Consider the following 24,815-nt stretch of genomic DNA (forward strand, 5'->3'; position numbering starts at 1 on the left):
GTGGCACTGAACAACGGCGCGCTGATCGCCAATAGATATCGCCTGATCCGCCTCATCGCGACGGGCGGAATGGGACAGGTCTGGGAGGCGACGGACAACCGGCTCAACCGGCGCGTAGCCGTCAAGGTCCTCAAGTCCGAGTTTTCGTCGGACCCCGAATTCCTCGAACGTTTCCGCTTCGAGGCGCGAACCACGGCGCAGCTGAACCATTCCGGAATCGCCGGTATCTACGACTACGGCGAGGTACGGGACAGCTCCGGTGATTCGACCGCTTACCTGGTGATGGAACTCGTCAACGGTGAACCGCTCAATGCCGTCCTGGCGCGGGTCGGCCGGCTCGCGGTCCCCCATGCGCTGGACATGCTCGAGCAGACCGGCCGTTCACTGCAGGTGGCGCACGACGCAGGGGTCGTGCACCGTGACGTGAAGCCGGGCAACATCCTGATCACCCCCACCGGTCAGGTGAAGATCACCGACTTCGGTATCGCCAAGGCCGTCGAGAACTCGCCGGTGACCCGCACCGGCATGGTGATGGGCACCGCCCAGTACATCGCTCCGGAGCAGGCGCTCGGGCAGGACGCGACTGCGGCGAGTGACGTGTATTCGCTCGGCATCGTCGGCTACGAGGCCCTGTCGGGGCGGCGTCCGTTCATCGGGGACGGCGCCATCACCGTGGCGATGAAGCACGTGCAGGAGGCTCCGGCACCGCTGCCGGCAGACCTGCCGCCGAACATTCGCGAATTGATCGAGATCACCATTGCGAAGGACCCGACGGTCCGCTATTCCAGTGGCGGCGAGTTCGCGGACGCGGTCGCTGCTGTGCGGGCGGGCCGGCGTCCGCCGCCGCCCGGTTCGGTGGCTGGTGGAACGGCACGCGTGCTGCCGCCTCCTCCTCTGACGGGGGCCACCCAGATGATGCCCCCTTCGCAGGCGGCGTACCTGGGCCCGCTGGGCCCGGTCACCGGGCAGGTTCCCGACCCGGACGACGACGACCGGAAACGCGGCGGCCTGACCAACGGTCAGAAGGCGGTGGCCTGGGGCGCCGGCGGCATTCTGTTGCTGGCGGCGATCATCGCCCTGGCAATGATCTTGTTCGACGGCGGTGACACGAAGGATCCGACGGTTCCGGCGGTCACCTCGTCGCTGCGGACGATCACGACGACACCCCGTCCCACGACGACGACCACCACCGAACCGCCCACCACGACCACCACGGAACCGCCGACGACGACCACGACGACGGAACCGCCCACCACAACGACCACGACCACCACCGAACCGACGACGACCACCACGACCACCACCACCGAACCGACGACGACCACGACGACCACGTCGGAGGAGTCAGCTACTTCGACTTCACAAGGATTGCCATGACGACACCGCGTAACCTCTCCTCACGCTACGAGCTGGGTGAGATTCTCGGCTTCGGTGGCATGTCCGAGGTCCATCTCGCTCGTGACGTTCGCCTCAGCCGCGACGTGGCGATCAAGGTGCTGCGCGCCGACCTTGCCCGCGACCCCACGTTCTACCTCCGGTTCCGCCGTGAGGCGCAGAACGCGGCCGCGCTCAACCATCCTGCGATCGTGGCCGTCTACGACACCGGTGAGGCCGAGACCGAAGCGGGGCCGCTGCCGTACATCGTGATGGAGTACGTGGACGGCGACACATTGCGCGACATCGTCCGCAGTGAGGGTCCGATGGCCCCGCGCCGCGCGATGGAAATCATTTCCGACGTGTGCGCCGCCCTGGACTTCAGTCATCGCAACGGCATCGTGCACCGCGACGTCAAGCCCGCCAATGTGATGATCAACCGTGCGGGCGCGGTGAAGGTGATGGACTTCGGCATCGCCCGCGCGATCTCCGACGCCTCCAGCCCGATGACGCAAACCGCCGCGGTGATCGGCACGGCCCAGTACCTGTCGCCGGAGCAGGCCCGCGGTGAGCAGGTGGATGCCCGTTCCGACGTGTACTCACTCGGCTGCGTGCTGTTCGAGATCCTGACCGGACAGCCGCCGTTCAAGGGCGACTCACCGGTCGCGGTGGCGTACCAGCATGTGCGGGAGGATCCGCAGACACCGTCCGAGATCAACCCGGACATTCCGCGCGAGCTCGACTCGGTGATCCTCAAGGCGATGAGCAAGAATCCGGCGAACCGCTACCAGACGGCCGCCGACATGCGCAGCGACCTGGTTCGGGTCCTCGGCGGGCAGCGTCCCAGCGCACCGATGGTGATGAGCGACGAAGATCGCACCACCATCCTCGGTGCCGTCGACACCGGCGCCGGGCACTACCGCCGCCCGCCCGCACCGGTACCGGGTCCCGCAACGAGGAGTGAGCCGGCCGAACCGGAGAAGAAGAACAATGCGCTGCGCATGGCACTGCTCGCGTTGGCAGGCCTGATCGTCGTCGGCATCGTCGGCGCCTTCCTGTGGTCCGTCGGACCGGGTTCGGAGGCCGACCAGGTGACCATGCCGGATGTGACGAATCAGAACGCGGACGAGGCGGAGACGACTCTGCAGAACCTCGGCTTCCGGGTAGCGAGGCAGCAGAAACCGGACGCTGTCGTGGCGACCGGCAACGTCATCACCACCCGTCCCGTCGGCGGCGTCCAGGTGGACGAGGGCAGCACGATCACACTCGAGGTGTCGAGCGGTCCCGAACAGGTGAAGGTGCCGCGGCTCGCCGGCCTGAGCCAGCAGGAAGCGCAGCAGGAACTCAACGCGGTCGGGCTCCGCCTCGATACCGCGGTAGCCCGTGCACCGTCGTCGCCGTCGGAGATCGACACGGTGATCGACCAGAACCCGTCCTCGGGGGCGAGCATCGCACTCGACTCCGTGGTGGCCATCACCCTCGGCAGCGGGCCGGAGCAGATTCGGATTCCCGACGTGACCGGACAGAAGGTCGAGGTGGCGCAGGCCAACATCGAGGGCGCCGGATTCACCGCGGTCATCCAGCAGATCGACTCCGGTCAACCCAAGGGCGAAGTGGTGTCCACGGATCCCGTCGGCGGCTCGACCGCGGCCAAGGGCGACACCATCACGATTCGCGTGTCGAACGGCGACAACATCGCGATGCCCGACCTCACGGGCAAGACGGTGTCGCAGGCGCTGGCCACTCTCCGCAGTGCGGGCTGGAGCGGCTCGTCGAGCTCACTGGCCCAGACGCAGACGTCGACGCTCGACCCCGACATGGTCGGGAAGGTTCTCACTCAGCAGCAGCCGCCGGGATCCGAGATCGCCAAGGACGCGGTCGTGTCCGTCGGTGTGGGCACGCTCGGCATCCCGCGATAGGCGGCCCCGCCGCCTGTGAGTGGTTGAGGAGTCTCCGCACTCGTCAACCACTCACAGGGGCTACGCCCCCAACGCCTCCGCGACCTCGGCCTCGAGGGTGTCGACCAGCGAGTCCTGCGGGGCGTCGCCGCACACGGTGAGCCAGTTGGCCAGCATCCGGTGCCCACCCTGCGTGAGCACGGACTCCGGGTGGAACTGCACACCGTGGATGGGAAGCTCCCGGTGTCGCATGGCCATGACGATGCCGCTGTCCGTGTGGGCCGTCACCTCGAGTTCGTCCGGGATGGTGTCCTCGAGAACGGTGAGTGAGTGATAGCGCGTGGCGGTGAACGGATCGGGCAGGCCGGCTAGGACACCGTTCCCACTGTGGTGGACGACGCTGGTCTTGCCGTGCAGCAGTTCCGGTGCCCGGTCCACGGTGGCACCGAACGCGGCTCCGATGGCTTGATGGCCGAGGCAGACTCCGAGCAGCGGGGTGCCGGAGTCGGCGCAGGCCTTCACGAGGTCCATCGTGGCGCCCGCCCGCTGCGGTGTGCCGGGTCCGGGGCTGAGCAGGATGCCGTCGAAGTCGGCTGCTGCTGCCGCTATCGCCTCCGGCCCGGTGAGGTTCGAATCGTCGTTGCGCCAGACCACGGCCCGTGTTCCCAGCTGCCCGAGGTACTGGACCAGGTTGAACACGAAGCTGTCGTAGTTGTCGACGACGAGAATCCTCATGGGACCAGGGTATTCTGCGCCGTTCGTTCGGTACGCACCCGGGACCGCTGAAACTCAGTGCCCCGCGTATCCGGGCACGGTCAACTGGCCGGACACTGTCTGCGAATAGCCGAGGCCGAACCGCGCGGCGTACTGCTTGAACACCCGGATGCCCGGCTCGTTGGCCAATGCCGCCTCGAGGCGGGCCGGGTCGCCGATCGCCGACATCACGTACGGCGGACTGTAGGTGCGTCCGTGCAGCAACAGCGTGTTGCCGATACACCGTGGCGCCGACGTGTTGACGATCCGCTGGTCCTGCATGCCGACGGCCTCGGCACCGCCCACCCACAGGGCGTTCAGCACACTCTGGACATCCTGCTGGTGCACGACGAGATCGTCCGGTGCTGCGTCCACCGGATACTTCCCGTCCGCGTCGCGGGGGGCGTCGGTGAGAGTGACGGTGACTCCGGGCCCGGTCATCGGGGTGAGCCCGGCGTCCGTGGCAAGGGCTTTGGTGTCGGCGAGCACCTGCGCGACCCCGGTGTCGGAGGCGGCGGCCTCCTGCTGCAGCGACTCCACCTCGGCTGCCAGCCGGTCGCGGGTCTCGGCCACGTCGTCCGTCTCGGCCTGGGCGTTGCGGACCAGGTCGGACAGTCGAGTGGAGTCCCCGGCGCGAATTTCGTTGCCGTGCGACACCTCCCTGGTGGTGGCAACCAGCAATCCGGCAACCAGGCACACCACCAGCACGGCGATCCGCCATAAGTTGGACCTGGTCACCGGTGTTTCCGTCCCCTCGTCCTCGCCCTGTGAATCGCGGCTACGTTAGCGTGTACAGCAACGCAGGTAGTTCGAATCTACCTGCACACATTCCTGTAGAACCGCACGAACGAGGACGTCATGCCGAAGTCGAAGGTCCGGAAGAAGACCGATTACACGATCAACCCTGCGAGCCGCACACCGGTGAAGGTGAAGGCAGGTCCGTCGAGCACCCTGTACGTCTCGGTGATGCTGGGCTTCATGCTGGTCGGGCTGGTCTGGCTGCTGGTCTACTACCTCGCCGCCGATCAGCTCACCTGGATGAACGACCTCGGGGCCTACAACTTCCTCATCGGGTTCGGCTTCATGGTGGTGGGTTTGATCATGACGATGCGCTGGCGCTGAGACAGCCAATTACACCGATGTCATTCATCCCCAATGTGGACAACCCCTGTGGATAACCGCAGGTCGGCCGACCATGACTGAAGACGCGCCGCTGCAGTGGTCCACTCCGCTCAGCGCGGTTGCCGCCCTCGCGATCGGCGGAGTGGCGCTGGGCGCCGCGGGCCTGTTGGTGTCGACGGAACCGGCGGGGCGACTTCTCGTGTCCGTGGCAGCCCTCGGCCTCCTCCTGACGGCGGCGTCTGCGGGACGCCAGCGCCCCCGGCTCGCGGTGGATCGGAACGCGGGACGCATCGTGGTGGGCCGGTTGAGCGGTCGCCGCACGTACCACCGGTCTGACATCGAACGCGCGCGAATCGTCCGCTACCCGCGGCTGGGACGCCGGGTACCGATGCTCGAGATCGACGTCCGGGCGCCCGACGGCACCGAACGCCTGCTCATCTTCGGGCGGTGGGATCTGGGTACCAATCCGGAAGATGTGTTCGATGCTCTGTCCGTTCACCGACTGGTGGGCCCGGAGTCCCGTCAGTAGCCGAGTTGGGCGCGCAGCTGCACGATGCGCACGGCGATCACGCCGAGCGTCGCAATCAGGACCGCGCCGAGGCACAGCCAGCCGACGGTTACGGCGCGTTCCCGGTTGTTGCCGACGCCGAGCACCTGCGGACCGTAGAGAATCCCGGCGGTGGCGAGAGCGCCGGCGACCAGGCCGCCGAGGTGCCCCCAGAACGAGATTCCGGGGATCGACAGGCTGATGATCACGTTGATGGCGATCACCGACACGATCGGGGCGGGGCTGCGACGCAAGCGGAGCAAGATGATGGCCTCGGCACCCATCAGGCCGAAGATTGCGCCGGATGCGCCGGCGGTCCAACTCAATCCGCCACCCGAAGAGAAGACGGATTGAAACGCCATCACGGACGCCGACCCGCCCAGAAGCGACACGAGGTACACCGCCGTGTAGCGGGCGCGACCGAGGATCAGTTCGGTATCGCGGCCCAAGATGTAGAGGGCGAACATATTGACGGCCAGATGGATCAGACCGAAGTGAAGGAAGCCGCTGCCGATCAACCGGATCCACTGGCCGTCGGCCACCAACCCGGGATTGAGCGCCCAGTCGGAGAACAGCGGCGACGGACTCTCGTTGTGCAGGATGCTGCGTGACTGCGCCGCAGTTGCGAGAAAAGCGAGAACGTTGAGGCCCATCAGCGTGTACGTGACGATCGGCGTCGCACGGCCGGGCACCACCGTGTTGCCGGCGACGCCCCGCACGGGCCGGACGTCGCGCCGGCCGGCGGCGACACAGTCGACGCAGTGATAACCGACCGCGGCCTCACGCAGACAGTCGGGGCATGACGGGCGGCCACACCGATTGCAGGACAACGCGGTGGGACGGTCGGGATGCCGGACGCACCGCGGCTGGGGCGGGGTGCCCTCGTTCGCAGCACCGCCCCAGCCGGGGTTGGTCATGTCTGGTGTTCCTTACGCGATGGAAACGCTGTTGATCACGACCGGCTCCAGCGGGCGGTCGGATCGGTCGGTGGCGGTGGAGGAGATGGCGTCGACGACCTTCTTCGACTCCTCGTCGACAACCTCACCGAAGATGGTGTGGCGACGGTTGAGGTGCGGCGTCGGGCCCGTGGTGATGAAGAACTGCGAGCCGTTGGTGCCGGGGCCCGCGTTGGCCATGGCCAGCAGGTAGGCGCGGTCGAACTGCAGCTCGGGGTGGAACTCGTCGCCGAACTTGTAGCCCGGACCACCGGCGCCGGTGCCCGTGGGGTCACCGCCCTGGATCATGAAGCCGTCGATGACGCGGTGGAAGACGGCGCCGTCGTAGAACGGGCCGGAGTTGGTGCCGCCTGCGTTGGCGGTGGTGTACTCCTTCGACCCCTGCGCGAGGCCGACGAAGTTCTCGACGGTCTTCGGAGCGTGGTTGCCGAAGAGCGCGATCTTGATGTCGCCGCGGTTGGTGTGCAGCGTTGCGGTTGCGGTCTGATGTGGTGAAGTCACCCCACCATCGTGCCATTGTGCAGTTGCCGCTGGTTCCTCCGCGGTGGGATCGGGCGCCTTTCGATCCGTTCGCGGGCCCCCGTCTTGTGACAAAGTGGGGACATGACACGAGCGACGGAGTACTCGACGAAATCAGAGGCTGTCGATCAGGCCCTGCGTGTGGCACGTTCGGCCGCTCTCACCGCGGCCACCGGAACCGGAACGGCCGGCCTGTTCCTGGGCCGCCAGGGCGTTTCGTTGGCGAAGAAGGGCTACACCCGCGCGCGGACCACCCCGGTGAAGAAGGCAGCGCAGGGCGTCGTGGGGTCGCTGACCCCCGGAGACTCGACGGCGACGCGAACGAAGTCGACGCGTGGACGTCGCCTCGCGATCGGTGTCCTCATCGGTTCCCTCATCGCAGGCGGCGCAGTGCTCTTCAAGATCAGCCGCCGCGAGCATCCGCCCATCGCTACCGCTCCGCCGCGCCTCGAAGATCTCGAAGAGCAGAACTCGGCCAAGCTCGCCTCCCCCGACATCACGTCGGCACCCACCACGAACTGACGCGTCACTCGCCGACCACCACCGCGCGTATCCGGTGGAGGTCGGCGGGACTCCAGTGGGCGGCTGAAGGATCGGACCACCTTTCGGGCAACCCTGTTTCATGCGTTGTACCAGGGGTATCCCCAAGCGAATCATCCGCGAGGACCGTTCCGAGGAGTCGCCATGACCGTCGCACGTTTCGTCCACCGCATCGCCGCCATCACCTTTCCGGTCGCCGCCTGCGCCACCGTGTTGTCCGCCGGAACCGCTGCGGCCGACCCGCCTCATCCGTTCGGTGGTCCCGCCCTCACGATCGGGTGCCCGAATCAGGGCAGCTTGATGTCGCTCACGGCGCTCACGGGGCAGTCCGGACCGGAGGCGTCGCCGCCGATCGCCGACGGCGACATCCGTTTCGAGTCGCGGCCGGCGGCTCCTCCGATTCCCGCCGCCGCGCAGATCACCGTCGCCTGGGTGAACACGGACAACGGCCGCTCCGGGATCGTCGATCTGCGTGGCGTGTACCCGTTCCTGTCGGCCACGGTGAACACCGGCGTGGGCAACGTGATCGCGACGGCGTTCGGCTCGATCAACTTCGGCAGCAGCCCGATCTGTCAGGCGAATCCGGCGATCGGAACGTTCATCGCGTGACGGGCTGACGGGCGCCGATCTACCGAAACGGCTGTGTAGGCCCCAGTTACGGTGCCCCGGACCGCAGAGGGAGACGAGTGCACGCGCCAACGTCGCTTGGTGCAGCGGGCTGAGAATCTGCCCGACTGCACCAGCGGCGTCGAGAAGTGCGGGTAGACAGCCGGTTCCGGCCAGCACTGCTTGTTGCTCCCGCATCTGATCGAGAATCCGCGTGTTCTGCCGGTCGATCACCGGACGCACGTGCGACAGGTCGGGGCCGATCGCGGGCGCCGAACCGGGTGAGACACTCCACCACGCGAACAGAGCCCGCTGCACGTCCTTGTTGGCCTCTATCTGGTCCCGGAATATCTGGTGCACTCGGGCTGCGTCGAGACCCTCGTCGAGAGCCTGCACCGCGACCGACGCAAGGACCTGCTCCTCGCGGGCCGGATCGTCGATGGGCGCATCGCTTCGCCACTTGGACGCGGCCACCGTGTCCGCTGTCGTCAGGCGCAGAGCAACGGCCTCCACGATCGGCTGGAGCGGACGGCCCGCTTGCGACGACCAGGTTCCCAATCCCCTTAGGATTGCCATGCCTGACAGTACGATCATCGCGAGGGCCAGGCGCGGTCCGGCGTACACACAGGACGGATGGATGTCATGAGAAAGCAGATCCGACTGATGGCGGGGATCGCGTTCGCCACCGCCGCGATGATGGCAGTGTCAGCGTGCTCTGATTCCGGCTCGGAGTCCTCGTCCGACGCCGACACGCTCACTGTCTACAACGCGCAGCACGAGTCGCTGACTCAGGAATGGGCTGACGCGTTCACTGCCGAGACCGGCATCGAGGTGGAACTCCGCAACGGGAGCGATACCGAACTCGGCAACCAGCTGGTCGCGGAGGGGGATCAATCGCCGGCCGACGTGTTCCTCACCGAGAACTCACCGGCAATGACCCTCGTGGAGAACGCCGGCCTGTTCGCCGGCGTGAACCAGGACGTCCTCGATCAGGTGCCGAGCCAGTACCGGCCGTCGAGCGGTGCCTGGACCGGTATCGCCGCGCGGTCCACGGTCTTCGCGTACAACAAGGACCAACTGCCTCAGGACCAGCTCCCGAAGTCGCTGCTCGACCTGCAGGACCCCGCGTGGAAAGACCGCTGGGCGGCGTCGCCGTCGGGGGCCGACTTCCAGGCCATCGTCAGTGCGCTACTCGAACTGAGGGGCGAGGATGCCACCCGTCAGTGGCTCGCCGCGATGAAGGAGAACGTCCGCACCTACAAGGGCAACAACACGGTGATGAAAGCCGTCAATGCCGGAGAAATCCCGGGCGGAGTGATCTACCACTACTACTGGTTCGGCGACCAGGCCAAGACCGGGGAGAACAGCAACAACGTCGCTCTGCACTACTTCAGGAATCAGGATCCGGGTGCATTCGTCAGCGTCTCGGGCGGTGGAGTTCTGAAGTCCAGTCCGAATCAGGATGCTGCGCAGCAGTTCTTGAAGTTCGTCACGGGTAAGTCGGGGCAGGAAGTATTGCAGACCGGAACATCGTTCGAGTACACGGTGGCCAGTGACGTGCCCGCCAACCCCGAGCTGGTTCCGCTGGCAGACCTGCAGGCCCCGGCGGTCGACCCCGCGAAGCTCAACAGCCCGAAGGTCACCGAACTGATGACGGAAGCCGGTCTGCTCTGAACCTTGCACCGATCGGCCGAGCGCAGGCGGGAGACCCGGACACGAGGCGGCGTCCGACTGCCCGTTCCGGCCGGCCCTCGATCCCCCTCGCCCTCGCTGCGCTCGTCGTCGTCGCCGTGTCGCTCGTCCCGCTCGGTTACGTGATCGCGCAGAGCATCGACACCGGCTGGGCGACCGCGTCGGCACTGCTGTTTCGACCGCGGGTACGCGAATTGCTCGGTAACACCGTGCTTCTGGTGGTGGCGACGGTGCCGATCTGCATCGCCGTTGGCGTCCTCGCAGCGTGGCTCGTCGAGCGCACGCGGGTGTCGGGGGCGAAGGTGTGGGCAGTGCTCCTGGCGGCACCGCTGGCAGTTCCGGCTTTCGTCAACAGTTACTCCTGGGTGACGGCAATTCCGTCGCTCGGCGGGCTACCCGGCGGCGTTCTCATCGCCACCCTGTCCTATTTTCCGTTGGTCTACATCCCTACTGCGGCGATCCTCCGCAGGCTGGACCCTGCCGTCGAGGAGTCCGCGCGTGCACTCGGGCTCGGACCGTGGGCGGTGTTCTTCCGAGTGGTGGTGCCGCAGCTGCGACTGGCCATCGCGGGCGGAGCGCTCTTGGTGTCCCTGCACCTGCTCGCCGAGTACGGCGCTTTCGTCTTCATCCGGTTCGACACCTTCACGACGGCCATCTTCGAGCAGTACCAATCGACCTTCAACGGCGCCGCGGCGACGATGCTGGCGGGGGTTCTCGTGTTGCTCTGCCTCACGTTGCTGGTGATCGAAGCTGTCGTCCGGGGCAGCGCCCGATATGCCCGGGTGGGAGCGGGTGCGCCGCGTGCAATGGTGCCCGCCGACCTCGGCTTCCGCTACGAGCCCCTTGCCCTGTTGTTCCTCGGGATGGTGATCGCGCTGTCTCTGGGGGTGCCCGTCATCAGTGTCGTGCGCTGGCTCGTCGTCGGCGGTGCCGCCGTATGGGAGCTGGACGCCATTGTGTCGGCGCTGGCGCAGACGCTCGCATTCGGGGTAACCGGCGCCGTCGTCACGTGCGTGCTGGCCTTTCCCATCGCCTGGATCTCGATTCGCTACCGCGGAGGGTTCAGCAGGTTCCTCGAGGGCAGCGCGTACATTTCCAGTTCCCTGCCGGGCATCGTGGTGGCGCTGGCGTTCGTCACGATCGCGATCCACTATTTCCGTCCCCTGTACCAAACCGTGGCAGTCGTGATCGCGGCGTACACGCTGTTGTTCCTGCCGCGCGCCCTGGTCAATGTGCGGGCGGGCCTCGCCCAGGCCCCGGTCGGGCTCGAGGAGGCATCACGGTCTTTGGGCGTCTCACCGTTGGGGACATTCCTGCGCGTGACGTTGCGGCTGGCTGCGCCGGCAACCGCGGCGGGCGGGGCACTGGTGTTTCTGGGTGTGGTGAACGAGCTGACTGCCACTCTCCTGCTCGCGCCCACCGGAACTCGCACCCTGTCCATGCAGTTCTGGTCGCTGAGCAGCGAGATCGACTATGCGGGCGCAGCACCGTACGCGCTGCTCATGATCGTTCTGTCGCTGCCCGTGACGTATGTGCTCTTCGCTCAGTCGAAAAAGGTTGCCGGGCTATGACATACGCGCTCGAGGTAAACGGACTCGACAAGTCGTTCGGCTCCACGAACGTCCTCCGGCACATCGCCTTTTCGGTGGAGGCAGGATCAACGACGGCAATCGTAGGTCCGTCCGGCTGCGGTAAGACCACGTTGCTCCGCCTCGTCGCGGGGTTCGAAAGACCCGACGCCGGCACCATCACCCTGGGTGGCCGGGTTGTTGCGGGCGCCGAGTGGATTCCCGCGCATCGACGGTCGGTCGGGTACGTGGCCCAGGACGGCGCACTGTTCCCGCACGCCACGGTGGCGGCCAATGTCGGGTTCGGGTTGCCCCGGCGCGCCCGCACCCGAGCCAGAATCACCGAATTGCTCGAGATGGTGTCGCTGGACTACTCGTACGCATCCCGGCGCCCCGACCAGCTGTCCGGCGGACAACAGCAACGGGTGGCGCTCGCGCGGGCATTGGCACGCGAACCGGAGCTCATGCTGCTCGACGAGCCGTTCTCCGCGCTCGATGCCGGCCTGCGCGCAAATACCCGGAGGATCGTCGCCGATGTGCTCGCCAAGGCCGGCATCACCACCATCCTCGTCACCCACGACCAGCCCGAGGCGCTCTCGTTCGCCGACCGGGTGGCGGTGATGCGCGACGGCCGGCTCGCGCAGGTGGGCACTCCCCGGGAAATCTATACCGCGCCGATCGATGTTCCCACCGCCGAGTTCATCGGTGACGCCGTCGTCCTGTCCGCGCATGTCGAGGGCGAGCGAGCCCGTTGCGCGCTGGGTGACGTGGCCGTGATCGCGAACGGTGTACAGGGCGAGGCTCGCGTCATGTTGCGGCCGGAGCAGATCGAAGTGACCGCGGACGGTGCCGGCGTGGCCGGGACGGTCGTCGATGTGGAGTATCTGGGCTCGGAGATGCTGCTCGGTATCCGCCTCGACACCGCGGACGGGGTCGTCTCCGAACGGGTCACGGTGCGCCGCTTCGGTGCCACCGCACTCACGCCCGGCGAGCGCGTCGGAATACGGGTTCTCGGTACGGGAGTGGCTTACCAGCAGTGAATGGCCGAGCCTTCTATCGAGCCGTGTTCGGCGTCGGAATCGGTGGTCTCTCCCAGGGCAGTACCCGACGTGCTGCCGACCAGAGGGCGGCGCGGCGGTCCCGCTGAAGCACGAAGGTAACCGCCTGCCAGTACAGGACGCCGACGAGCAACGAGAGCGCCAGCGCCGGCCAGGGGTGGTCGTCGCGAAGCGGGAGGTACACCTGGAAGTGCGTCACGTAGATGTAGAGGGAGGCGGTCGCCAGCACCCCGGCCACTCGGCTCAGCACTGTCGGGCAGCGCACAGACCTCAGCCACACCAGCAGGCACAGCCCGCCGATGACGATGATCTCGCGCCTGGTGTCGCCGAAGAAGAATCCGGGCACCGTTGCCACGATCGCCGCGGTGACGCAGATGCGGTGCCACATGGTCGTCGCCTTGGCGGCAGCCCAGCCCAGCGCGAAGAACCAGAAAACGACCGAAGCGGTGAGGATGCGGTTGCGGGTGTCGTCGATGTCGATCACCCCGTACCTGGTGAGCAGGCCGACCGCAACGAGTCCCATCGGGAAGAGGAACGGATAGGTGCGCTCAGTGCGGTCCACCAACGGAATGCAGAGCAGTACGACGACGGCGAGGAGGATGTACACGATTGCCTCGACGAACCAGTATCGCCACTCGATCGTCCAGCCGGGCGGACCGAGAATTCCATTGAGCAAGAATGCACTGGTGATGCGGTATTCCCCTGTCAGGGCTATGACACACCCGAGCCACACCATGCTCGGAACGGCGATCCGGCCGACGCTCACGAGAGTATGGCGTAGCCGCTCGTTACGCCCCGCCGAACTCAGGTGGAACCGGGCGAAGTTGTAACCGGCAACGCCGAGGAGCACGTGCGCCCCACCGAGAAGCGTGAACAGATGAATATGCGAGCCGGCGATGAGAACGATCGCGACCGCGCGGAGCAGAACATTGGTCTCCACTGACGGTCGTCGGCGTCCGCGGCGCGGTGTGAAGTCGCGAATCCGTGTGGTGTGCCAGTTCTCGGGTAGGTAGCCGAGCAACTGCTCGAGCCGCAACGACATGCGGACGTAGGAGAGCGAGTCTCCACCCAAGCTGACGAACGAGCTGTCATCCGTGACGTTCGGGGAGCCGAGGACTTCGGCATACAGCGCGCGCAGTGCGTCCGCATCGGCGCGCCCTTCCCGGCAGGCACTCTGGGTCGGCTCCGGCCGCCGCGCGAGCGCGGTCACCGCCGAATAGTCGGGCTTACCCGTGGCGGTCCGCGGCAACTCGTCGACGGCGCACACGCGGACCGCTCCGACCGGCAGCCCGGCGGCCCGCGCAGCGATCTGCCTCGCGCCGTCCACGTCACCACCGGATTCGACGGCCGCGATCAGTTCTTCCGCCCCGCCGACACAGCACGAGCGGTGGCCGTGCTCGGCCAGTGTCGACTCGACCAGCGCAAGATCGATCCGCAGCCCGTAGACCTTGGCGAAGCGGCTGCGCCGCCCGACCACCTCGTACAACCCGTCGCGGCGACAGCGGGCGAGGTCACCCGTGCGCAGTTCGCCACCGAGTACGTCGCCGAGACGTAGGTCCTCGGGACCCTCTGCATAGCCGAGCATCACGTTGGGGCCCGAATAGACCAGCTCGCCGATGTCTTCGGGGGCGTCGGTGACGGCCTCGATCCGAAAGGATCCGCCGGGGATCGCCCGGCCGATGGTGTGCGGGTGGGTCGTGGCGAGCTCCGGCGGCAGATACGCCATCCGGGCAGTCGCCTCCGTCTGCCCGTACATGACGAAGAACTCCCAGCCGCGGCGCCGACCCAATTCGGCGTACTTCCGCACGCGGTCCGGCGCGAGGCGGCCACCGGCCTGCGTCACATATCGCAGGCCGGGCAGATCCAGTGCGTCGAACCCGACACGGTCCAGCAGGTCGAAGGTGTAGGGCACGCCCGCGAAACTCGTGCCGCCGTGCGTGCGGAACAGCTCCCAGAAATCGGCGTCGGCCACCGACAGCGACGTCAATACCAGGGCGGCACCGCGCAGCAGATGACTGTGAATGACCGACAGGCCGTAGCAATAGTGCATGGGAAGGGTTGTCACCGCACGATCGCCCGACCTGATGTCGAGATACTCGGCGATCGACTCCGCATTGCTCTGCACATTGCTGTGGGAAAGGCGGACGAGTTTCGGCGACCCGGTCGAACCGGAGGTGCTCAGCAACAACGCGAGGTCGGGGTGCAGCACGTGCGCGGACCCAGCATGCAGTTCCTCGACAGCCATCCGACCGCTGCAGTCCTTGCGTACGACGACGTCGGGTCGGTAGGCGGCGATCAACGCGTCGACGCCGGCCGCTTTGTCGCCCGGCGCGAGCAGGACGGGATGGCCGGCTGCCAAGGCCGCGAGGTATGTGGCAATCGTTTCGACGTCGTTGGCACCGCAGATCAACACCAGGCGCCGGATACCGCCCAGCTGACGAGCCCGAGCTTCGACCCGCGCGGCGAGCTCGCCGTACGTGACCGTGCCGTCCGGCGTGATCAGTGCCGGGGCGTCGCCGTACTCGTCCAGGCGACGCGCGAAGGGCACGCCGGGACGTTCCATACGGTCGAACGGACTCGGCACCGACCCAGTGTAGAAGCGCTGCCCTGCCTCACCCGTGAAGAGGTACGCAGCAGGCGGGACCCGGTGCAGGCCGTGATGCACGAAAGCCACCTACCCGGATTCGGGAGGTGGCTTTACGTGCATTCTTCTGTGGAGCCTAGGAGATTCGAACTCCTGACATCTGCCTTGCAAAGGCAGCGCTCTACCAACTGAGCTAAGGCCCCGTTACCTCGTGCCACACCTCGTTGCTGCGCAGCAACTTGGTGAGTCCTATCGTCACCAGCACTCCGGCTCCCACGATCAGGAGGACCTTCATGCGAATGACCTTTCACCGGCACCAGGAGTGGGCCTAGGAGGACTTGAACCTCCGACCTCTTCGTTATCAGCGAAGCGCTCTAACCGCCTGAGCTATAGGCCCCTGAAGTCTGGAAACCAGTCTTGCGCAGTTCCCTGAACCGAGTCGGAAGATTACCCCACCGGACCGGCAGATACCAAAACCGGTCCGGTGAGACGGCCTTTTCCCAGTTCAGTCTCGATCGGCGAGGGTCACTTCGACACCGCCGACGAGGTCGGAACAGAGGTTGTAGATGAACGCCCCGATGGTGGCGAGCGCCGTGAACAACACCATGTTCGCGAGTCCGATGACGGCGGCGTAACCGAAGACCTGGCCGGCCGTCACGAGCCCCTCCGAGCTCGACTCCGCCACGATGTCGGTGAACGCGTTGTTCAGCCGGTCCCAGACGCCCATACCGTCCAGCACGACGTACAGCAGACCGACCGCGACCATCCACACGAAGAACAGCGACACCGAGATGACCGAGGAGATCTTCAGCGTGGACCACGGGTCGACCTTGCGAATCTGCACCGTCGCCCGCAGAGCCTCGCCCTCTTCGACGCGCTGGGGGGCGGCGGCCACCTTCGGCTGCTGCCCGGTGGCCGCTGCCGCAGGCAGCGGGTGCTTCGCCTCGGAGAGGTCGGGCATGTCCTTGGGGAGCACGTCACGATTGATGTGCCGGGTCGGCCCGTCGATCGCGGACGCCTTGGCCTTGGCCGATTCCCGCTGCGACACCGCGGCCGCAGCAGCGGTACCGGTGACACCGCCGGCAGCGGCAGCAGCGCTGGACGGCCGCCCCTGGGTGGGAGCGGGCTGCCCCTTCGGCGCGGCCGGGGGTCCCTTCTGTACTGGAACGGCCTGAGTCGGTGCCCCCGGCGGCGTGGTGGTGGGCGCCGTGGACGGCTTCTGCGCACCCGGCGCCCCTGCTGCGGCAGCAGCGGCACCCGTAGCAGCCGCGGCGGACGACGGGGAGTCGGGACGCGGGCGCTGCTGGGAACCGGGCTGCCCCGGCTGTCCCTGCAGCGGCCGCTTCAGGTTGGTCTGCGGCTCTCGTTGCATCCCCCGCTGCCACGGCGGTGCCTGACTTCCCCGAACGGGCTGTGCACCGTCGACGGGAGCGCCGGACGCAGGTGCCCGGTTGCCTGCCGGATCGGTCGGAGCCGTATTACCGGGAGCAGGGTTGCCGGGCGGTTGGCTGCGGGCGGACGCCTGGTTGCCGTCGGCAGGCGCCTGTTGGGGCGGTCCCTGACGGCCGGGAGCACCCGCGGCGGGCCGTCCCTGCTGAGGCGGCAAGGGCCGACTCTGGGGTGCCTGCGTGTGGGGAGCCTGGGTACGAGGCCCCTGATGTTGCGGCGGCGCCGCGCCGGGCCGGGCAGCGGGACCTGCCGCGGGGCCGGGCCCACGACCCGCAGGCGCCTGACCTGGGGTCGAACCCGAGGTGGGGTTCGACCGGGCAGAGCCGTTCTCGGGCGTGCGGGTGGCGTGCTGCTCGGAGGCCGCCGACCCGGCAGAACCCGCGCTCGGCTTGTCACCGCCTGGCTGGTTGGGAGTGCTCACTAGGACTCCTTAGCTCCTTTGCCGCTGCTCTCGGCGTTGTCTTCGGGCTCGTCCGGTTCGTCGGCATTGCGCGCGATCGCGAGCAGGGTGTCGCCTTCCCCGAGGTTCATCAACCGAACGCCCTTGGTCTGCCGACCGGCCCTGCGGACTTGCTTGGCGGCGGTGCGGATGACGCCACCGCCCGAGGTGATCGCGTAGAGCTCGTCGTCATCGTTCACGATGAGCGCTCCGACCAGGGTGCCACGTTTCGGGTCGTACTGGATCGTGAGTACGCCCTTTCCGCCCCGTCCCTGTGGCACGTAATCCTCGATCGGGGTGCGCTTGCTGTACCCGCCCGACGTCGCGACCAGCAGATAGGTGCCTTCGCGCACGACGTTGAGCGACAGCAGCTCGTCGTCCTCGTTGAACCGCATGCCCTGGACACCGGACGTGGCGCGGCCCATCGGGCGCAGCACCTCGTCGGTGGCCGAGAAACGGATCGACTGCCCCTTCGCCGACACCAGCAGAAGGTCTTCGTTGGCGGAACACAGCACGGCGCCCACCAGTTCGTCCTCACCGCGCAGGTTGACGGCGACGATGCCGCCGGACCGGTTGGAGTCGAAATCGGTGAGTTTCGACTTCTTGACCAGGCCGTTGCGGGTGGCGAGGACGAGATACGGCGCGTCCTCGTAGGTCTTGATCTTGATGACGCTCTGGATCCGCTCGTCCGGCTGGAAGGCCAGCAGGTTGGCCACATGCTGGCCGCGCGCCGTGCGGCTCGCTTCCGGAAGCTCGTAGGCCTTGGCCCGGTACACGCGGCCCTTCGTCGTGAAGAACAGCAGCCAGTCGTGCGTGGAGCTGACGAAGAAGTGCGACACGATGTCGTCCTGCTTGAGGCCGGCGCCCTGCACACCCTTGCCGCCACGCTTCTGCGAGCGGTACAGGTCGGTCTTGGTGCGCTTGGCGTAGCCGGTCTCGGTGATGGTGACGACGACGTCTTCGCGGGCGATGAGGTCTTCGTCGGCCACGTCACCGTCGGCCGCGACGATGCGGGTGCGTCGATCGTCACCGTGCTTGTCGACGATCTCCTTCAGCTCGTCCCGCACGATCGCACGCTGGCGTTCGGGCTCGGCAAGGATGTCCTGCAGGTCGGCGATCTCACGTTCGATCTCGGCGAGTTCGTCGACGATCTTCTGACGCTCGAGAGCCGCGAGACGACGCAGCTGCATGGCGAGGATCGCATCGGCCTGGATCTCGTCGACGTCGAGGAGTTCCATCAGGCCGGCGCGCGCGATGTCGACCGTCTGCGAGGCGCGGATCAGGGCGATGACCTCGTCGAGGGCGTCGAGCGCCTTGACGAGTCCACGCAGGATGTGCGCGCGTTCTTCGGCCTTGCGGAGCAGGTACTCGGTACGACGGCGGATGACCTCGACCTGGTGGACGACGTAGTGCCGGATCATCTGGTCCAGGCGCAGCGTGCGGGGCACACCGTCGACGATGGACAGCATGTTGCACCCGAAGCTGGTCTGCAGCTGAGTGTGCTTGTACAGGTTGTTGAGGACGACCTTGGCGACCGCGTCACGCTTGACGGTGACGACGATGCGCATACCCGCACGGTCCGAGGACTCGTCGTGAATGTCGGAGATGCCGGCGATCTTGGCATCGCGGACCTGTTCGGCGATCGACGTGATCAGGTTGTCCGGGTTGACCTGGAACGGCAGTTCGGTGATGACGATCGTGGTGCGCCCCTTGGCGTCTTCCTCGATCTCCACCACACCGCGCATCCGGACCGATCCGCGACCCGTGGTGTACGCGTCATGGATGCCCTGACCACCGACGATCAGACCGTGTGTCGGGAAGTCGGGTCCCTTGACCCGTTCCATGACGGCCGTGAGGGTGGACTCCTCGTCGGCTTCCCAGTTCTCCAGAGCCCAGTAGATCGCCTCGGCCACCTCGCGCAGGTTGTGCGGCGGGATGTTGGTGGCCATACCGACGGCGATGCCACCGGAACCATTGATCAACAGGTTGGGGATACGGCTGGGGAGAACTGTCGGCTCTTGTGTCCGGCCGTCGTAGTTCGGAGCAAAATCGACAGTCTCGTGGTCGATCTCGCGCAGCATTTCCATGGCCAGCGGAGTCAGGCGGCACTCCGTGTACCGCATGGCTGCGGCGCCGTCGTTACCGCGGGAACCGAAGTTGCCCTGACCGTCGACGAGCGGGTAGCGCAGCGACCACGGCTGCGCCATGCGCACGAGGGTGTCGTAGATGGAAGCGTCACCGTGGGGGTGGTAGTTACCCATGGTCTCGGCCACCGGTCGCGCAGACTTCACATAACCGCGGTCGGGCCGGTAACCGTTGTCGTACATTGCGTACAGGACACGCCGGTGCACCGGCTTGAGGCCGTCCCGCACGTCGGGCAGCGCGCGGCCCACGATCACGCTCATGGCGTAATCGATGTAGCTGCTCTGCATCTCCTGCTGAATGTCGACGGGCTCGATGCGGTCGTGCCCCGGTCCCTCCGGCGGCAACGTTGTGTCAGTCATGAGCTCCTTCTTCTACTCGGCTTGACGTCTCCTCGCGGACGAGTGGTCCTGCACGACGTCACGCAACCACCCGAGTCTATAGGTGCAGGTCAGCTGGAACGGTGAAGGACTCGGATGCACTCCTGAACAGGGCGGGTTCCGCGTGTCCGCTACCGCAGTTCCAGTTCCCTACCGCGGCTTTCGGCCGCGAGCGATTCGGCGGCCAGCATGTCGGCCTCGAGTTCGAGTTCGGCGGCCACCCGGTCGGGCGCCATCAGCAGCGCCGTGATCGGGATCGTCACTACCAGCATGCCCAGCACGAAGACCGGGAACAGGATGGAGAACACCTCGAGACCGTCGGGGCGCGGCGCCTCCGGATCGACCGTCACGCTCAGCCCGAACACACCCGTGTAGTGCATGGCCACCAGGGCGGCCGCCACCACCAGCGACGCGACCAGACGCAGCGCCCGCGAATCGAGAATCGAGATCGACCACATGATCGCGGCACCGAGGACCAGGCCGATTACCGCTGCCACACCCGTCAGCACCGGGTCGAAACTCACGGATCCCTGGATCACGAGCGAGGAGACGATGGCCAGGTGCATGCCGGCGAGACCGAGACCGAGGATCGCGGCAGCTGCGGCCAGCCGGCTGATCTCCACCGAGGTGGTCGGCCGCCGATGCTTACTCGGCGGCGGACTGATGATCAGCAACGCCACGCCGGCTGCGAGCACAGGTACCGCGAACGACCCCACGATCCACAGGGCGTCGTAACGCAGGGTGCTTCCCGCGACCTCGAACCCGACCATTGCGATGTAGTGCGGCAGCCACGCCCCGATGCCACCGATCGACAACGCACCCCACGCCAGCCAGAGGTAGCGCTGACGCGGGCTCGTCGCCGTCATCGCCTTGCGGCCACTGGCAATACCGACGAAGAGGCCGATGAACGCGGTGACCACGGCAAGACCGACCACCCACGTGCCCATGGAGAACTGCTGTAACTCGTCCGACATTGTTCGAATCCTCAGTACACGGCCGTGTGAAGCTTGGTCAGTGCATATTCGGTGATCGCCACGAGCGCCTGCTTCGCCGACTCCCGATCGCGGGCATCGATGGGAATGATCGGCACATCCTCCGATATCGCGAGCGCTGCGCGGATGTCCTCGATCGGATAACGCGGCGCGTCGTCGAACTCGTTGATCGCGACCAGGAACGGCAGGCGACGGGCCTCGAAGAAATCGACCGCCGCGAAGCTCTCGTCCAGTCGGCGGGTGTCGATCAGGACGATCGCCCCGATCGCGCCGCGGATGAGGTCGTCCCACATGAACCAGAACCGGTGCTGCCCCGGCGTTCCGAACAGGTAGAGGACCAGGTCGTCGGCCAGGCTGATGCGACCGAAGTCCATCGCGACCGTGGTCGTGCCCTTCTGCGGGGTGGCAGCCAGGTTGTCGACGCCGTCGCTCGCGTTGGTGACGAGCGCCTCGGTCCGCAGGGGGACGATCTCGGAGACAGCACCGACCAGCGTGGTCTTGCCGACGCCGAACCCACCGGCGATCACGATCTTGGTCGAGGTCACCCGGTTGCGGGGTTCAGATTTCGCGAAGTCCACTGAGGACCCTTTCGATGAGTTCACGACGTTCGGAGTCGGTCGAATCTTCCTTCAGGGTTGCCAGGATCTGCAGATGACCAGCCTCGACGAGGTCGGCCACCAGGACGCGGGCCACCCCCAAGGGCACCCCGACCCGGGCGGCGATCTCGGCGACCGACGGCGACTGCTGACACAACGCGACGATGGCCGCGTTGACATCGTCGAGTTCCCATTGCCGGTCCACCGACTGCGGCAACGCCTGGATCAAAGCTTCGAGAGCGAGCTCGACCGCCGGCCGGGTTCGCCCCGACGTCAGCGAGTACGGGCGAACGATATTCGGTCCCGGATGCTCGAAGTGCTGGTCGTCCATGGCCATCTCGAAGTCAGAGGCCCTGCGGAGTGCGCGGCGTCGCCTCGACCGACGCGCCGACGCGATCGACGAGGATTGCCATCTCGTACCCGACCTGCCCGATGTCGCATTCGGCGTCCGTGAGGGTGGCGAGATGGGATCCGTCACCGACGCTCATCAACAGCAGGTAGCCGTGCTGCATCTCCACCACCGACTGGAGCACTCCACCACCTTCGAAGAGGCGTGACACCCCCGCCGACAGGCTGGCGAGCCCGGAGGTCACCGCGGCGAGCTGCTCGGCCCGGTCGATCGGCAGGTGGGCGCTGGCCGCCATGAGGAGGCCGTCCGCCGACACGAGCACGGCATGGGAGACGCCGGGTACGTCGCTGGCGAAGTTGGACACCAACCAGTCGAGAGGTCGCGTGACGTCGGATCCATGAGCGGTGTTCATTGGTCTCCTTCAATGATGTTGCGTTCCGCGAGGCTGTTGCGTTGCGCGAGCTTCGTGGCCCTGCCGTTTCGGACGCCCTGTTGGTGACGGCTGAGATTGGCGCGAATTGTCTCAGGATCGCGCACGCGTCGCAGCGTCCCCGTATTGTGCGCGCCCTCGACCGTGCCGGGAAGCAGGCGTTCGCCGGGCCGACGTTTCGGCAGGCCGATCTCGGGGTCCACCTCGACGGGGGCCGACGTGACTCGCTCGACGGCGGACCAGCCCGCGTCACCGGCGGACTGCCAGACACCGGGGGCGCCTTCGTATCCCGTCGGATCGGTGAGCCAGTCGGACACCATGTCGGCGAAGATCGGAGTACCTCCGCCAGGCCGCTGCACTGCCTCCGCCGGAGGCGGATCGATTCGAGACTGGAAGAACGACGCCGTCTTGGCCGGATCGGTGCGGTAGCGGTGCCGCACGGGTGCCTGATCCGCGGATGCGGAGGGCGGCGTCGGCGTAGACGCGGAGCGGTCCGGCACCGGGCGGTCTTCGCGCCGCGGGAGCTGCGGCAACCGAGGTCCGGCAGCCGGCGTTGTGGGGGTAGCCGCCTGCGGTCGTCGCACGGGCAGTTTCGGCATGGCACCGGTTCCGCGGACGTTCACGGTGTCCGGCGACTGACCGTTCGGTGCCGCGGCCGGCGTACCTGGGTCGCCGGCGATACCGCTCGCGCCGGGCTGACGACGAGGCAGGCTCGTCCCCGACGCCGTGGTGACGGCGGGTGCGGCGGTGGTGGGCGTCGGATCCGGCCGAGATTGCGGCGTGCGGGTGGGCAGAACGCCCCGGGTAGAGGGCTGCTGCGCGTCGTCCCGCCGAGGCGCGGGCGCCGGGATGGCCGCCCGGACGGGCGCCTGGTTGATCTTGCGCTGCGAGCCGGTGTCCTGACGAGCCGCCTGCGACACGATCAGTGCGTTGGGGATATGAATACTGACGGTCACGCCTGGGTTGCGTGCGGTGTCGAAAGTGGACCGCAGCCGCACCGTGAGACCGTGCCGCTCGGCGAGCCGGCTCACCACGAACAGACCCATGTGGCGTGCCGTATCCGGACCGACCTCGCCGCCGGATGCGAGCCGCTCGTTGATGTCCCGCATGTCGTCGGCCGGGATACCGATGCCGCGGTCGGCGATCTCGAGGAGCACCCCGCCGTCGACCGCCCGGGCAAAGCTGAACGTGACCACCGTGTCGGGTGGTGAGGCCCGCAGCGAGTTGTCGACGAGTTCGGCGAGAAGGTGGACGACGTCGGTGACGACGGCACCGCTGAGGGCACCTTCCGGTGTCGCTCCCATCTGGACGCGCTGATAGTCCTCCACCTCGGAGATCGCGGCACGCAGAACGTCGCCGAGAGCAATGGGCGCCGCCTGGGAACGACGCACCCGGGTACCGGCCAGGATGAGGAGGTTCTCACCGTTTCGGCGCATACGCGCGGCCAGGTGGTCGAGCCGGAAGAGGCTCTCGAGTCGCTTCGGGTCCTTTTCCTCGAACTCGAGGTTTTCGATGAGTCCGAGCTGCTGGTCGACCAGCGACTTGCTCCGGCGGGCGAGGGTTTCGAACATGTCGTTGATCTGGAGGCGCAGTTGCGCCTGCTCACCGGCGAGTTTGAGGGCCTGACCGTGGATGTCGTCGACGGCGCGGGCGAGCTGTCCGATCTCCTCCGTCGAATGCACGGCCACCGGATCGAATGACAGATCTTTCGGATCGTCGCTGGACCTGATCTGCTCGATCGCCTCCGGCAGGTCGCGGCGGGCCGCCTTCAGGGCGCCATACCGCAGTCGTCGAATCGGGCCGATCAGCGACCGCGACACGAGGAGTGCCAGGACGAGAGCGGCGAGCAGTGTGCCGAGGACGATGGCGGTATCGCGCAGCGCGGCGGACCGAGTCTCTGCTGCCCGCGTCTGCACCGTGGCGGCGATGTCCTGCGCAGCCTCGCTCGTCAGCTCCTGGTAGACGTCACGGCTGCCGATCAGCGAGGAACGCAGCTGCAGGATGGGGAGGACCCCGCCCCGCGCTGCATCGGCAAGACCCTGATCGATGAGCGCGTTGCGGGCGGCGATGTTGTCGCGCAGGGTCGTGAGCCGAGCATCGTCCTTCGGGTAGTACCTGTTCAGAACGTCGAGAAGGCTGGATTCGGCACCGGCCGCGGCGACCACGGACGACATGGGAAGGTCGCCGTTTCGCGCCTTCTCCCGGCCCTGCGGGCCCGCGTAGGCGTCCTTGACCGCGATGAGACCCATAGCCTGATCGAACAACCTGCGCTGCGCCTGCCACGCGCTGGACAGCAGGTATCCCTTGTCGACCACTTCGCTGTCGTCAATCGGCCGCACGATGTTATCCACTACACCAATGAAATCCTTTGCGAACACTTGGTTTCGTTCCGCGATCAGGTCAGCGCTGACCCCTGGGGAGTCCATCAGGTTCAGAAGTGCACGCCCATCCGACACCGTCTGGCGGATCGACGAGGCAACGGTCGGTTGAAGTTCTGGGTTGCGGGCCTGCTCGGACACCTCAGCCATCAGTGTCTCCGTAGTTTCCCGGTCTTCCTTGGTGAGCGTGCCGGATGCATAACCGCTGGCGACGGTGCCCATCGCTGCCTCGAGGGCCACGATGCCGGGGACGCCGACGATCTGGTCGGCGGCCTCGGTGAAGTGAACGGCGTTACTCAGTTCGCTCTGCACTCGGAGCCCACCGAGCACCATGGCGACCGTGACGGGGACCGCGAGGACTGCAGTGACCTTCCATCGCAGCCCCCAGCCCTCGATATCCCAGAACTTTGCCCGGGGCGGCGAATCGTCGCTCATCCCACGCT

At 66.9% G+C, this 24,815-nt stretch carries 21 protein-coding genes, 2 tRNA genes and 1 pseudogene; 9 read left to right on the forward strand and 15 right to left on the reverse strand.

Going from position 1 to position 24,815, the window contains the following annotated elements; all coding sequences use genetic code 11:
* Nucleotides 1-1,377, forward strand: coding sequence for a serine/threonine-protein kinase (locus tag HYG77_RS15915; RefSeq protein ID WP_208963224.1), 1,377 nt, complete (start codon nucleotides 1-3; stop codon nucleotides 1,375-1,377).
* Nucleotides 1,374-3,293 carry a Stk1 family PASTA domain-containing Ser/Thr kinase gene (pknB, locus tag HYG77_RS15920; RefSeq protein WP_109325350.1) on the forward strand — a complete coding sequence of 640 codons (1,920 nt, stop codon included), beginning with the start codon at nucleotides 1,374-1,376 and terminating at the stop codon, nucleotides 3,291-3,293. The genes HYG77_RS15915 and pknB overlap by 4 nt, the downstream gene beginning before the upstream one ends.
* Before the next feature lie 60 nt (nucleotides 3,294-3,353).
* Here pknB and HYG77_RS15925 read toward each other — a convergent pair whose 3' ends face one another.
* Nucleotides 3,354-4,007 (reverse strand): aminodeoxychorismate/anthranilate synthase component II, encoded by a 654-nt coding sequence (locus HYG77_RS15925; protein ID WP_208963225.1) that lies wholly within the window; start codon nucleotides 4,005-4,007, stop codon nucleotides 3,354-3,356.
* A gap of 54 nt (nucleotides 4,008-4,061) precedes the next feature.
* On the reverse strand, nucleotides 4,062-4,763 hold the full coding sequence (locus tag HYG77_RS15930; RefSeq protein ID WP_109325347.1) for a DUF881 domain-containing protein: 702 nt from the start codon (nucleotides 4,761-4,763) through the stop codon (nucleotides 4,062-4,064).
* Nucleotides 4,764-4,883: 120 nt separating this feature from the next.
* On the opposite strand from HYG77_RS15930, the gene crgA reads away from it, so the two are divergent.
* Both crgA and HYG77_RS15940 read left to right on the forward strand, forming a co-directional pair.
* Nucleotides 4,884-5,147, forward strand: a complete 264-nt coding sequence (crgA, locus tag HYG77_RS15935) for a cell division protein CrgA (protein WP_109325346.1) — start codon at nucleotides 4,884-4,886, stop codon at nucleotides 5,145-5,147.
* A 73-nt stretch (nucleotides 5,148-5,220) separates the two neighbouring features.
* Nucleotides 5,221-5,676, forward strand: coding sequence for a PH domain-containing protein (locus HYG77_RS15940; protein WP_109325335.1), 456 nt, complete (start codon nucleotides 5,221-5,223; stop codon nucleotides 5,674-5,676).
* Here HYG77_RS15940 and HYG77_RS15945 read toward each other — a convergent pair.
* Nucleotides 5,670-6,611: a rhomboid family intramembrane serine protease gene (locus HYG77_RS15945; RefSeq protein ID WP_208963226.1), complete on the reverse strand. Its 942-nt coding sequence runs from the start codon at nucleotides 6,609-6,611 to the stop codon at nucleotides 5,670-5,672. The genes HYG77_RS15940 and HYG77_RS15945 overlap by 7 nt on opposite strands.
* A gap of 12 nt (nucleotides 6,612-6,623) precedes the next feature.
* Nucleotides 6,624-7,151, reverse strand: a complete 528-nt coding sequence (locus HYG77_RS15950) for a peptidylprolyl isomerase (protein ID WP_109325333.1) — start codon at nucleotides 7,149-7,151, stop codon at nucleotides 6,624-6,626.
* 102 nt (nucleotides 7,152-7,253) lie between these two features.
* On the opposite strand from HYG77_RS15950, the gene HYG77_RS15955 reads away from it, so the two are divergent.
* Together HYG77_RS15955 and HYG77_RS15960 are read left to right on the forward strand one after the other, a co-directional pair.
* Nucleotides 7,254-7,691 (forward strand): hypothetical protein, encoded by a 438-nt coding sequence (locus HYG77_RS15955; protein ID WP_162603158.1) that lies wholly within the window; start codon nucleotides 7,254-7,256, stop codon nucleotides 7,689-7,691.
* A gap of 162 nt (nucleotides 7,692-7,853) precedes the next feature.
* Nucleotides 7,854-8,318, forward strand: coding sequence for a hypothetical protein (locus HYG77_RS15960; protein WP_109325329.1), 465 nt, complete (start codon nucleotides 7,854-7,856; stop codon nucleotides 8,316-8,318).
* A 204-nt stretch (nucleotides 8,319-8,522) separates the two neighbouring features.
* Here HYG77_RS15960 and aroQ read toward each other — a convergent pair.
* Nucleotides 8,523-8,909 (reverse strand): annotated as a pseudogene (gene aroQ, locus HYG77_RS39630) (gamma subclass chorismate mutase AroQ); the annotation flags it as partial.
* A 48-nt stretch (nucleotides 8,910-8,957) separates the two neighbouring features.
* Here aroQ and HYG77_RS15970 point away from each other — a divergent pair.
* The 3 genes from HYG77_RS15970 to HYG77_RS15980 all read left to right on the forward strand — a co-directional run bounded on the left by HYG77_RS15970 (nucleotide 8,958) and on the right by HYG77_RS15980 (nucleotide 12,615).
* Complete coding sequence (locus tag HYG77_RS15970) at nucleotides 8,958-9,989, forward strand: iron ABC transporter substrate-binding protein (protein WP_109334765.1); 1,032 nt, start codon at nucleotides 8,958-8,960, stop codon at nucleotides 9,987-9,989.
* 80 nt (nucleotides 9,990-10,069) lie between these two features.
* Nucleotides 10,070-11,578, forward strand: a complete 1,509-nt coding sequence (locus HYG77_RS15975) for an iron ABC transporter permease (protein WP_244461360.1) — start codon at nucleotides 10,070-10,072, stop codon at nucleotides 11,576-11,578.
* Nucleotides 11,575-12,615: an ABC transporter ATP-binding protein gene (locus tag HYG77_RS15980; protein ID WP_208963227.1), complete on the forward strand. Its 1,041-nt coding sequence runs from the start codon at nucleotides 11,575-11,577 to the stop codon at nucleotides 12,613-12,615. The genes HYG77_RS15975 and HYG77_RS15980 overlap by 4 nt, the downstream gene beginning before the upstream one ends.
* Nucleotides 12,616-12,628: 13 nt before the next feature.
* Here HYG77_RS15980 and HYG77_RS15985 read toward each other — a convergent pair whose 3' ends face one another.
* The 10 genes from HYG77_RS15985 to HYG77_RS16030 form a co-directional block, all read right to left on the reverse strand.
* Nucleotides 12,629-15,217 carry an AMP-binding protein gene (locus tag HYG77_RS15985; protein ID WP_348273581.1) on the reverse strand — a complete coding sequence of 863 codons (2,589 nt, stop codon included), beginning with the start codon at nucleotides 15,215-15,217 and terminating at the stop codon, nucleotides 12,629-12,631.
* A 130-nt stretch (nucleotides 15,218-15,347) separates the two neighbouring features.
* Nucleotides 15,348-15,420, reverse strand: a tRNA-Ala gene (locus tag HYG77_RS15990).
* 120 nt (nucleotides 15,421-15,540) lie between these two features.
* Nucleotides 15,541-15,614, reverse strand: a tRNA-Ile gene (locus HYG77_RS15995).
* A gap of 108 nt (nucleotides 15,615-15,722) precedes the next feature.
* The gene (locus tag HYG77_RS16000; RefSeq protein ID WP_208963402.1) at nucleotides 15,723-16,823 is read right to left on the reverse strand and encodes a DUF3566 domain-containing protein; all 1,101 of its coding nucleotides are present in this window, start codon (nucleotides 16,821-16,823) and stop codon (nucleotides 15,723-15,725) included.
* 263 nt (nucleotides 16,824-17,086) lie between these two features.
* Complete coding sequence (gyrA, locus tag HYG77_RS16005; RefSeq protein WP_208963228.1) at nucleotides 17,087-19,609, reverse strand: DNA gyrase subunit A; 2,523 nt, start codon at nucleotides 19,607-19,609, stop codon at nucleotides 17,087-17,089.
* A gap of 149 nt (nucleotides 19,610-19,758) precedes the next feature.
* The gene (locus HYG77_RS16010) at nucleotides 19,759-20,601 is read right to left on the reverse strand and encodes an MHYT domain-containing protein (RefSeq protein WP_208963229.1); all 843 of its coding nucleotides are present in this window, start codon (nucleotides 20,599-20,601) and stop codon (nucleotides 19,759-19,761) included.
* Between the two features lie 11 nt (nucleotides 20,602-20,612).
* Nucleotides 20,613-21,164, reverse strand: a complete 552-nt coding sequence (locus HYG77_RS16015; RefSeq protein ID WP_109334763.1) for an ATP/GTP-binding protein — start codon at nucleotides 21,162-21,164, stop codon at nucleotides 20,613-20,615.
* A gap of 13 nt (nucleotides 21,165-21,177) precedes the next feature.
* Complete coding sequence (locus tag HYG77_RS16020) at nucleotides 21,178-21,552, reverse strand: DUF742 domain-containing protein (RefSeq protein ID WP_109325322.1); 375 nt, start codon at nucleotides 21,550-21,552, stop codon at nucleotides 21,178-21,180.
* Between the two features lie 7 nt (nucleotides 21,553-21,559).
* On the reverse strand, nucleotides 21,560-21,976 hold the full coding sequence (locus HYG77_RS16025; RefSeq protein ID WP_109325319.1) for a roadblock/LC7 domain-containing protein: 417 nt from the start codon (nucleotides 21,974-21,976) through the stop codon (nucleotides 21,560-21,562).
* Nucleotides 21,973-24,807: an ATP-binding protein gene (locus tag HYG77_RS16030; protein WP_208963230.1), complete on the reverse strand. Its 2,835-nt coding sequence runs from the start codon at nucleotides 24,805-24,807 to the stop codon at nucleotides 21,973-21,975. The genes HYG77_RS16025 and HYG77_RS16030 overlap by 4 nt, the downstream gene beginning before the upstream one ends.
* Nucleotides 24,808-24,815: the final 8 nt, after the last annotated feature.

The sequence above is a fragment of the Rhodococcus sp. ZPP genome (genome assembly GCF_017656075.1).
In the GTDB taxonomy this organism is placed as follows: Bacteria; Actinomycetota; Actinomycetes; order Mycobacteriales; family Mycobacteriaceae; genus Rhodococcus_F; species Rhodococcus_F oxybenzonivorans.

Bases quoted from the DNA above. Each gene is read 5' to 3' on its own strand.
- pknB (WP_109325350.1), top strand. From the start codon at position 1,374: ATGACGACACCGCGTAACCTCTCCTCACGCTACGAGCTGGGTGAGATT.
- HYG77_RS15925 (WP_208963225.1), bottom strand. From the start codon at position 4,007: ATGAGGATTCTCGTCGTCGACAACTACGACAGCTTCGTGTTCAACCTG.
- crgA (WP_109325346.1), top strand. From the start codon at position 4,884: ATGCCGAAGTCGAAGGTCCGGAAGAAGACCGATTACACGATCAACCCT.
- HYG77_RS15940 (WP_109325335.1), top strand. From the start codon at position 5,221: ATGACTGAAGACGCGCCGCTGCAGTGGTCCACTCCGCTCAGCGCGGTT.
- HYG77_RS15945 (WP_208963226.1), bottom strand. From the start codon at position 6,611: ATGACCAACCCCGGCTGGGGCGGTGCTGCGAACGAGGGCACCCCGCCC.
- HYG77_RS15955 (WP_162603158.1), top strand. From the start codon at position 7,254: ATGACACGAGCGACGGAGTACTCGACGAAATCAGAGGCTGTCGATCAG.
- HYG77_RS15960 (WP_109325329.1), top strand. From the start codon at position 7,854: ATGACCGTCGCACGTTTCGTCCACCGCATCGCCGCCATCACCTTTCCG.
- HYG77_RS15970 (WP_109334765.1), top strand. From the start codon at position 8,958: ATGAGAAAGCAGATCCGACTGATGGCGGGGATCGCGTTCGCCACCGCC.
- HYG77_RS15980 (WP_208963227.1), top strand. From the start codon at position 11,575: ATGACATACGCGCTCGAGGTAAACGGACTCGACAAGTCGTTCGGCTCC.
- gyrA (WP_208963228.1), bottom strand. From the start codon at position 19,609: ATGACTGACACAACGTTGCCGCCGGAGGGACCGGGGCACGACCGCATC.
- HYG77_RS16010 (WP_208963229.1), bottom strand. From the start codon at position 20,601: ATGTCGGACGAGTTACAGCAGTTCTCCATGGGCACGTGGGTGGTCGGT.
- HYG77_RS16020 (WP_109325322.1), bottom strand. From the start codon at position 21,552: ATGGCCATGGACGACCAGCACTTCGAGCATCCGGGACCGAATATCGTT.
- HYG77_RS16025 (WP_109325319.1), bottom strand. From the start codon at position 21,976: ATGAACACCGCTCATGGATCCGACGTCACGCGACCTCTCGACTGGTTG.
- HYG77_RS16030 (WP_208963230.1), bottom strand. From the start codon at position 24,807: ATGAGCGACGATTCGCCGCCCCGGGCAAAGTTCTGGGATATCGAGGGC.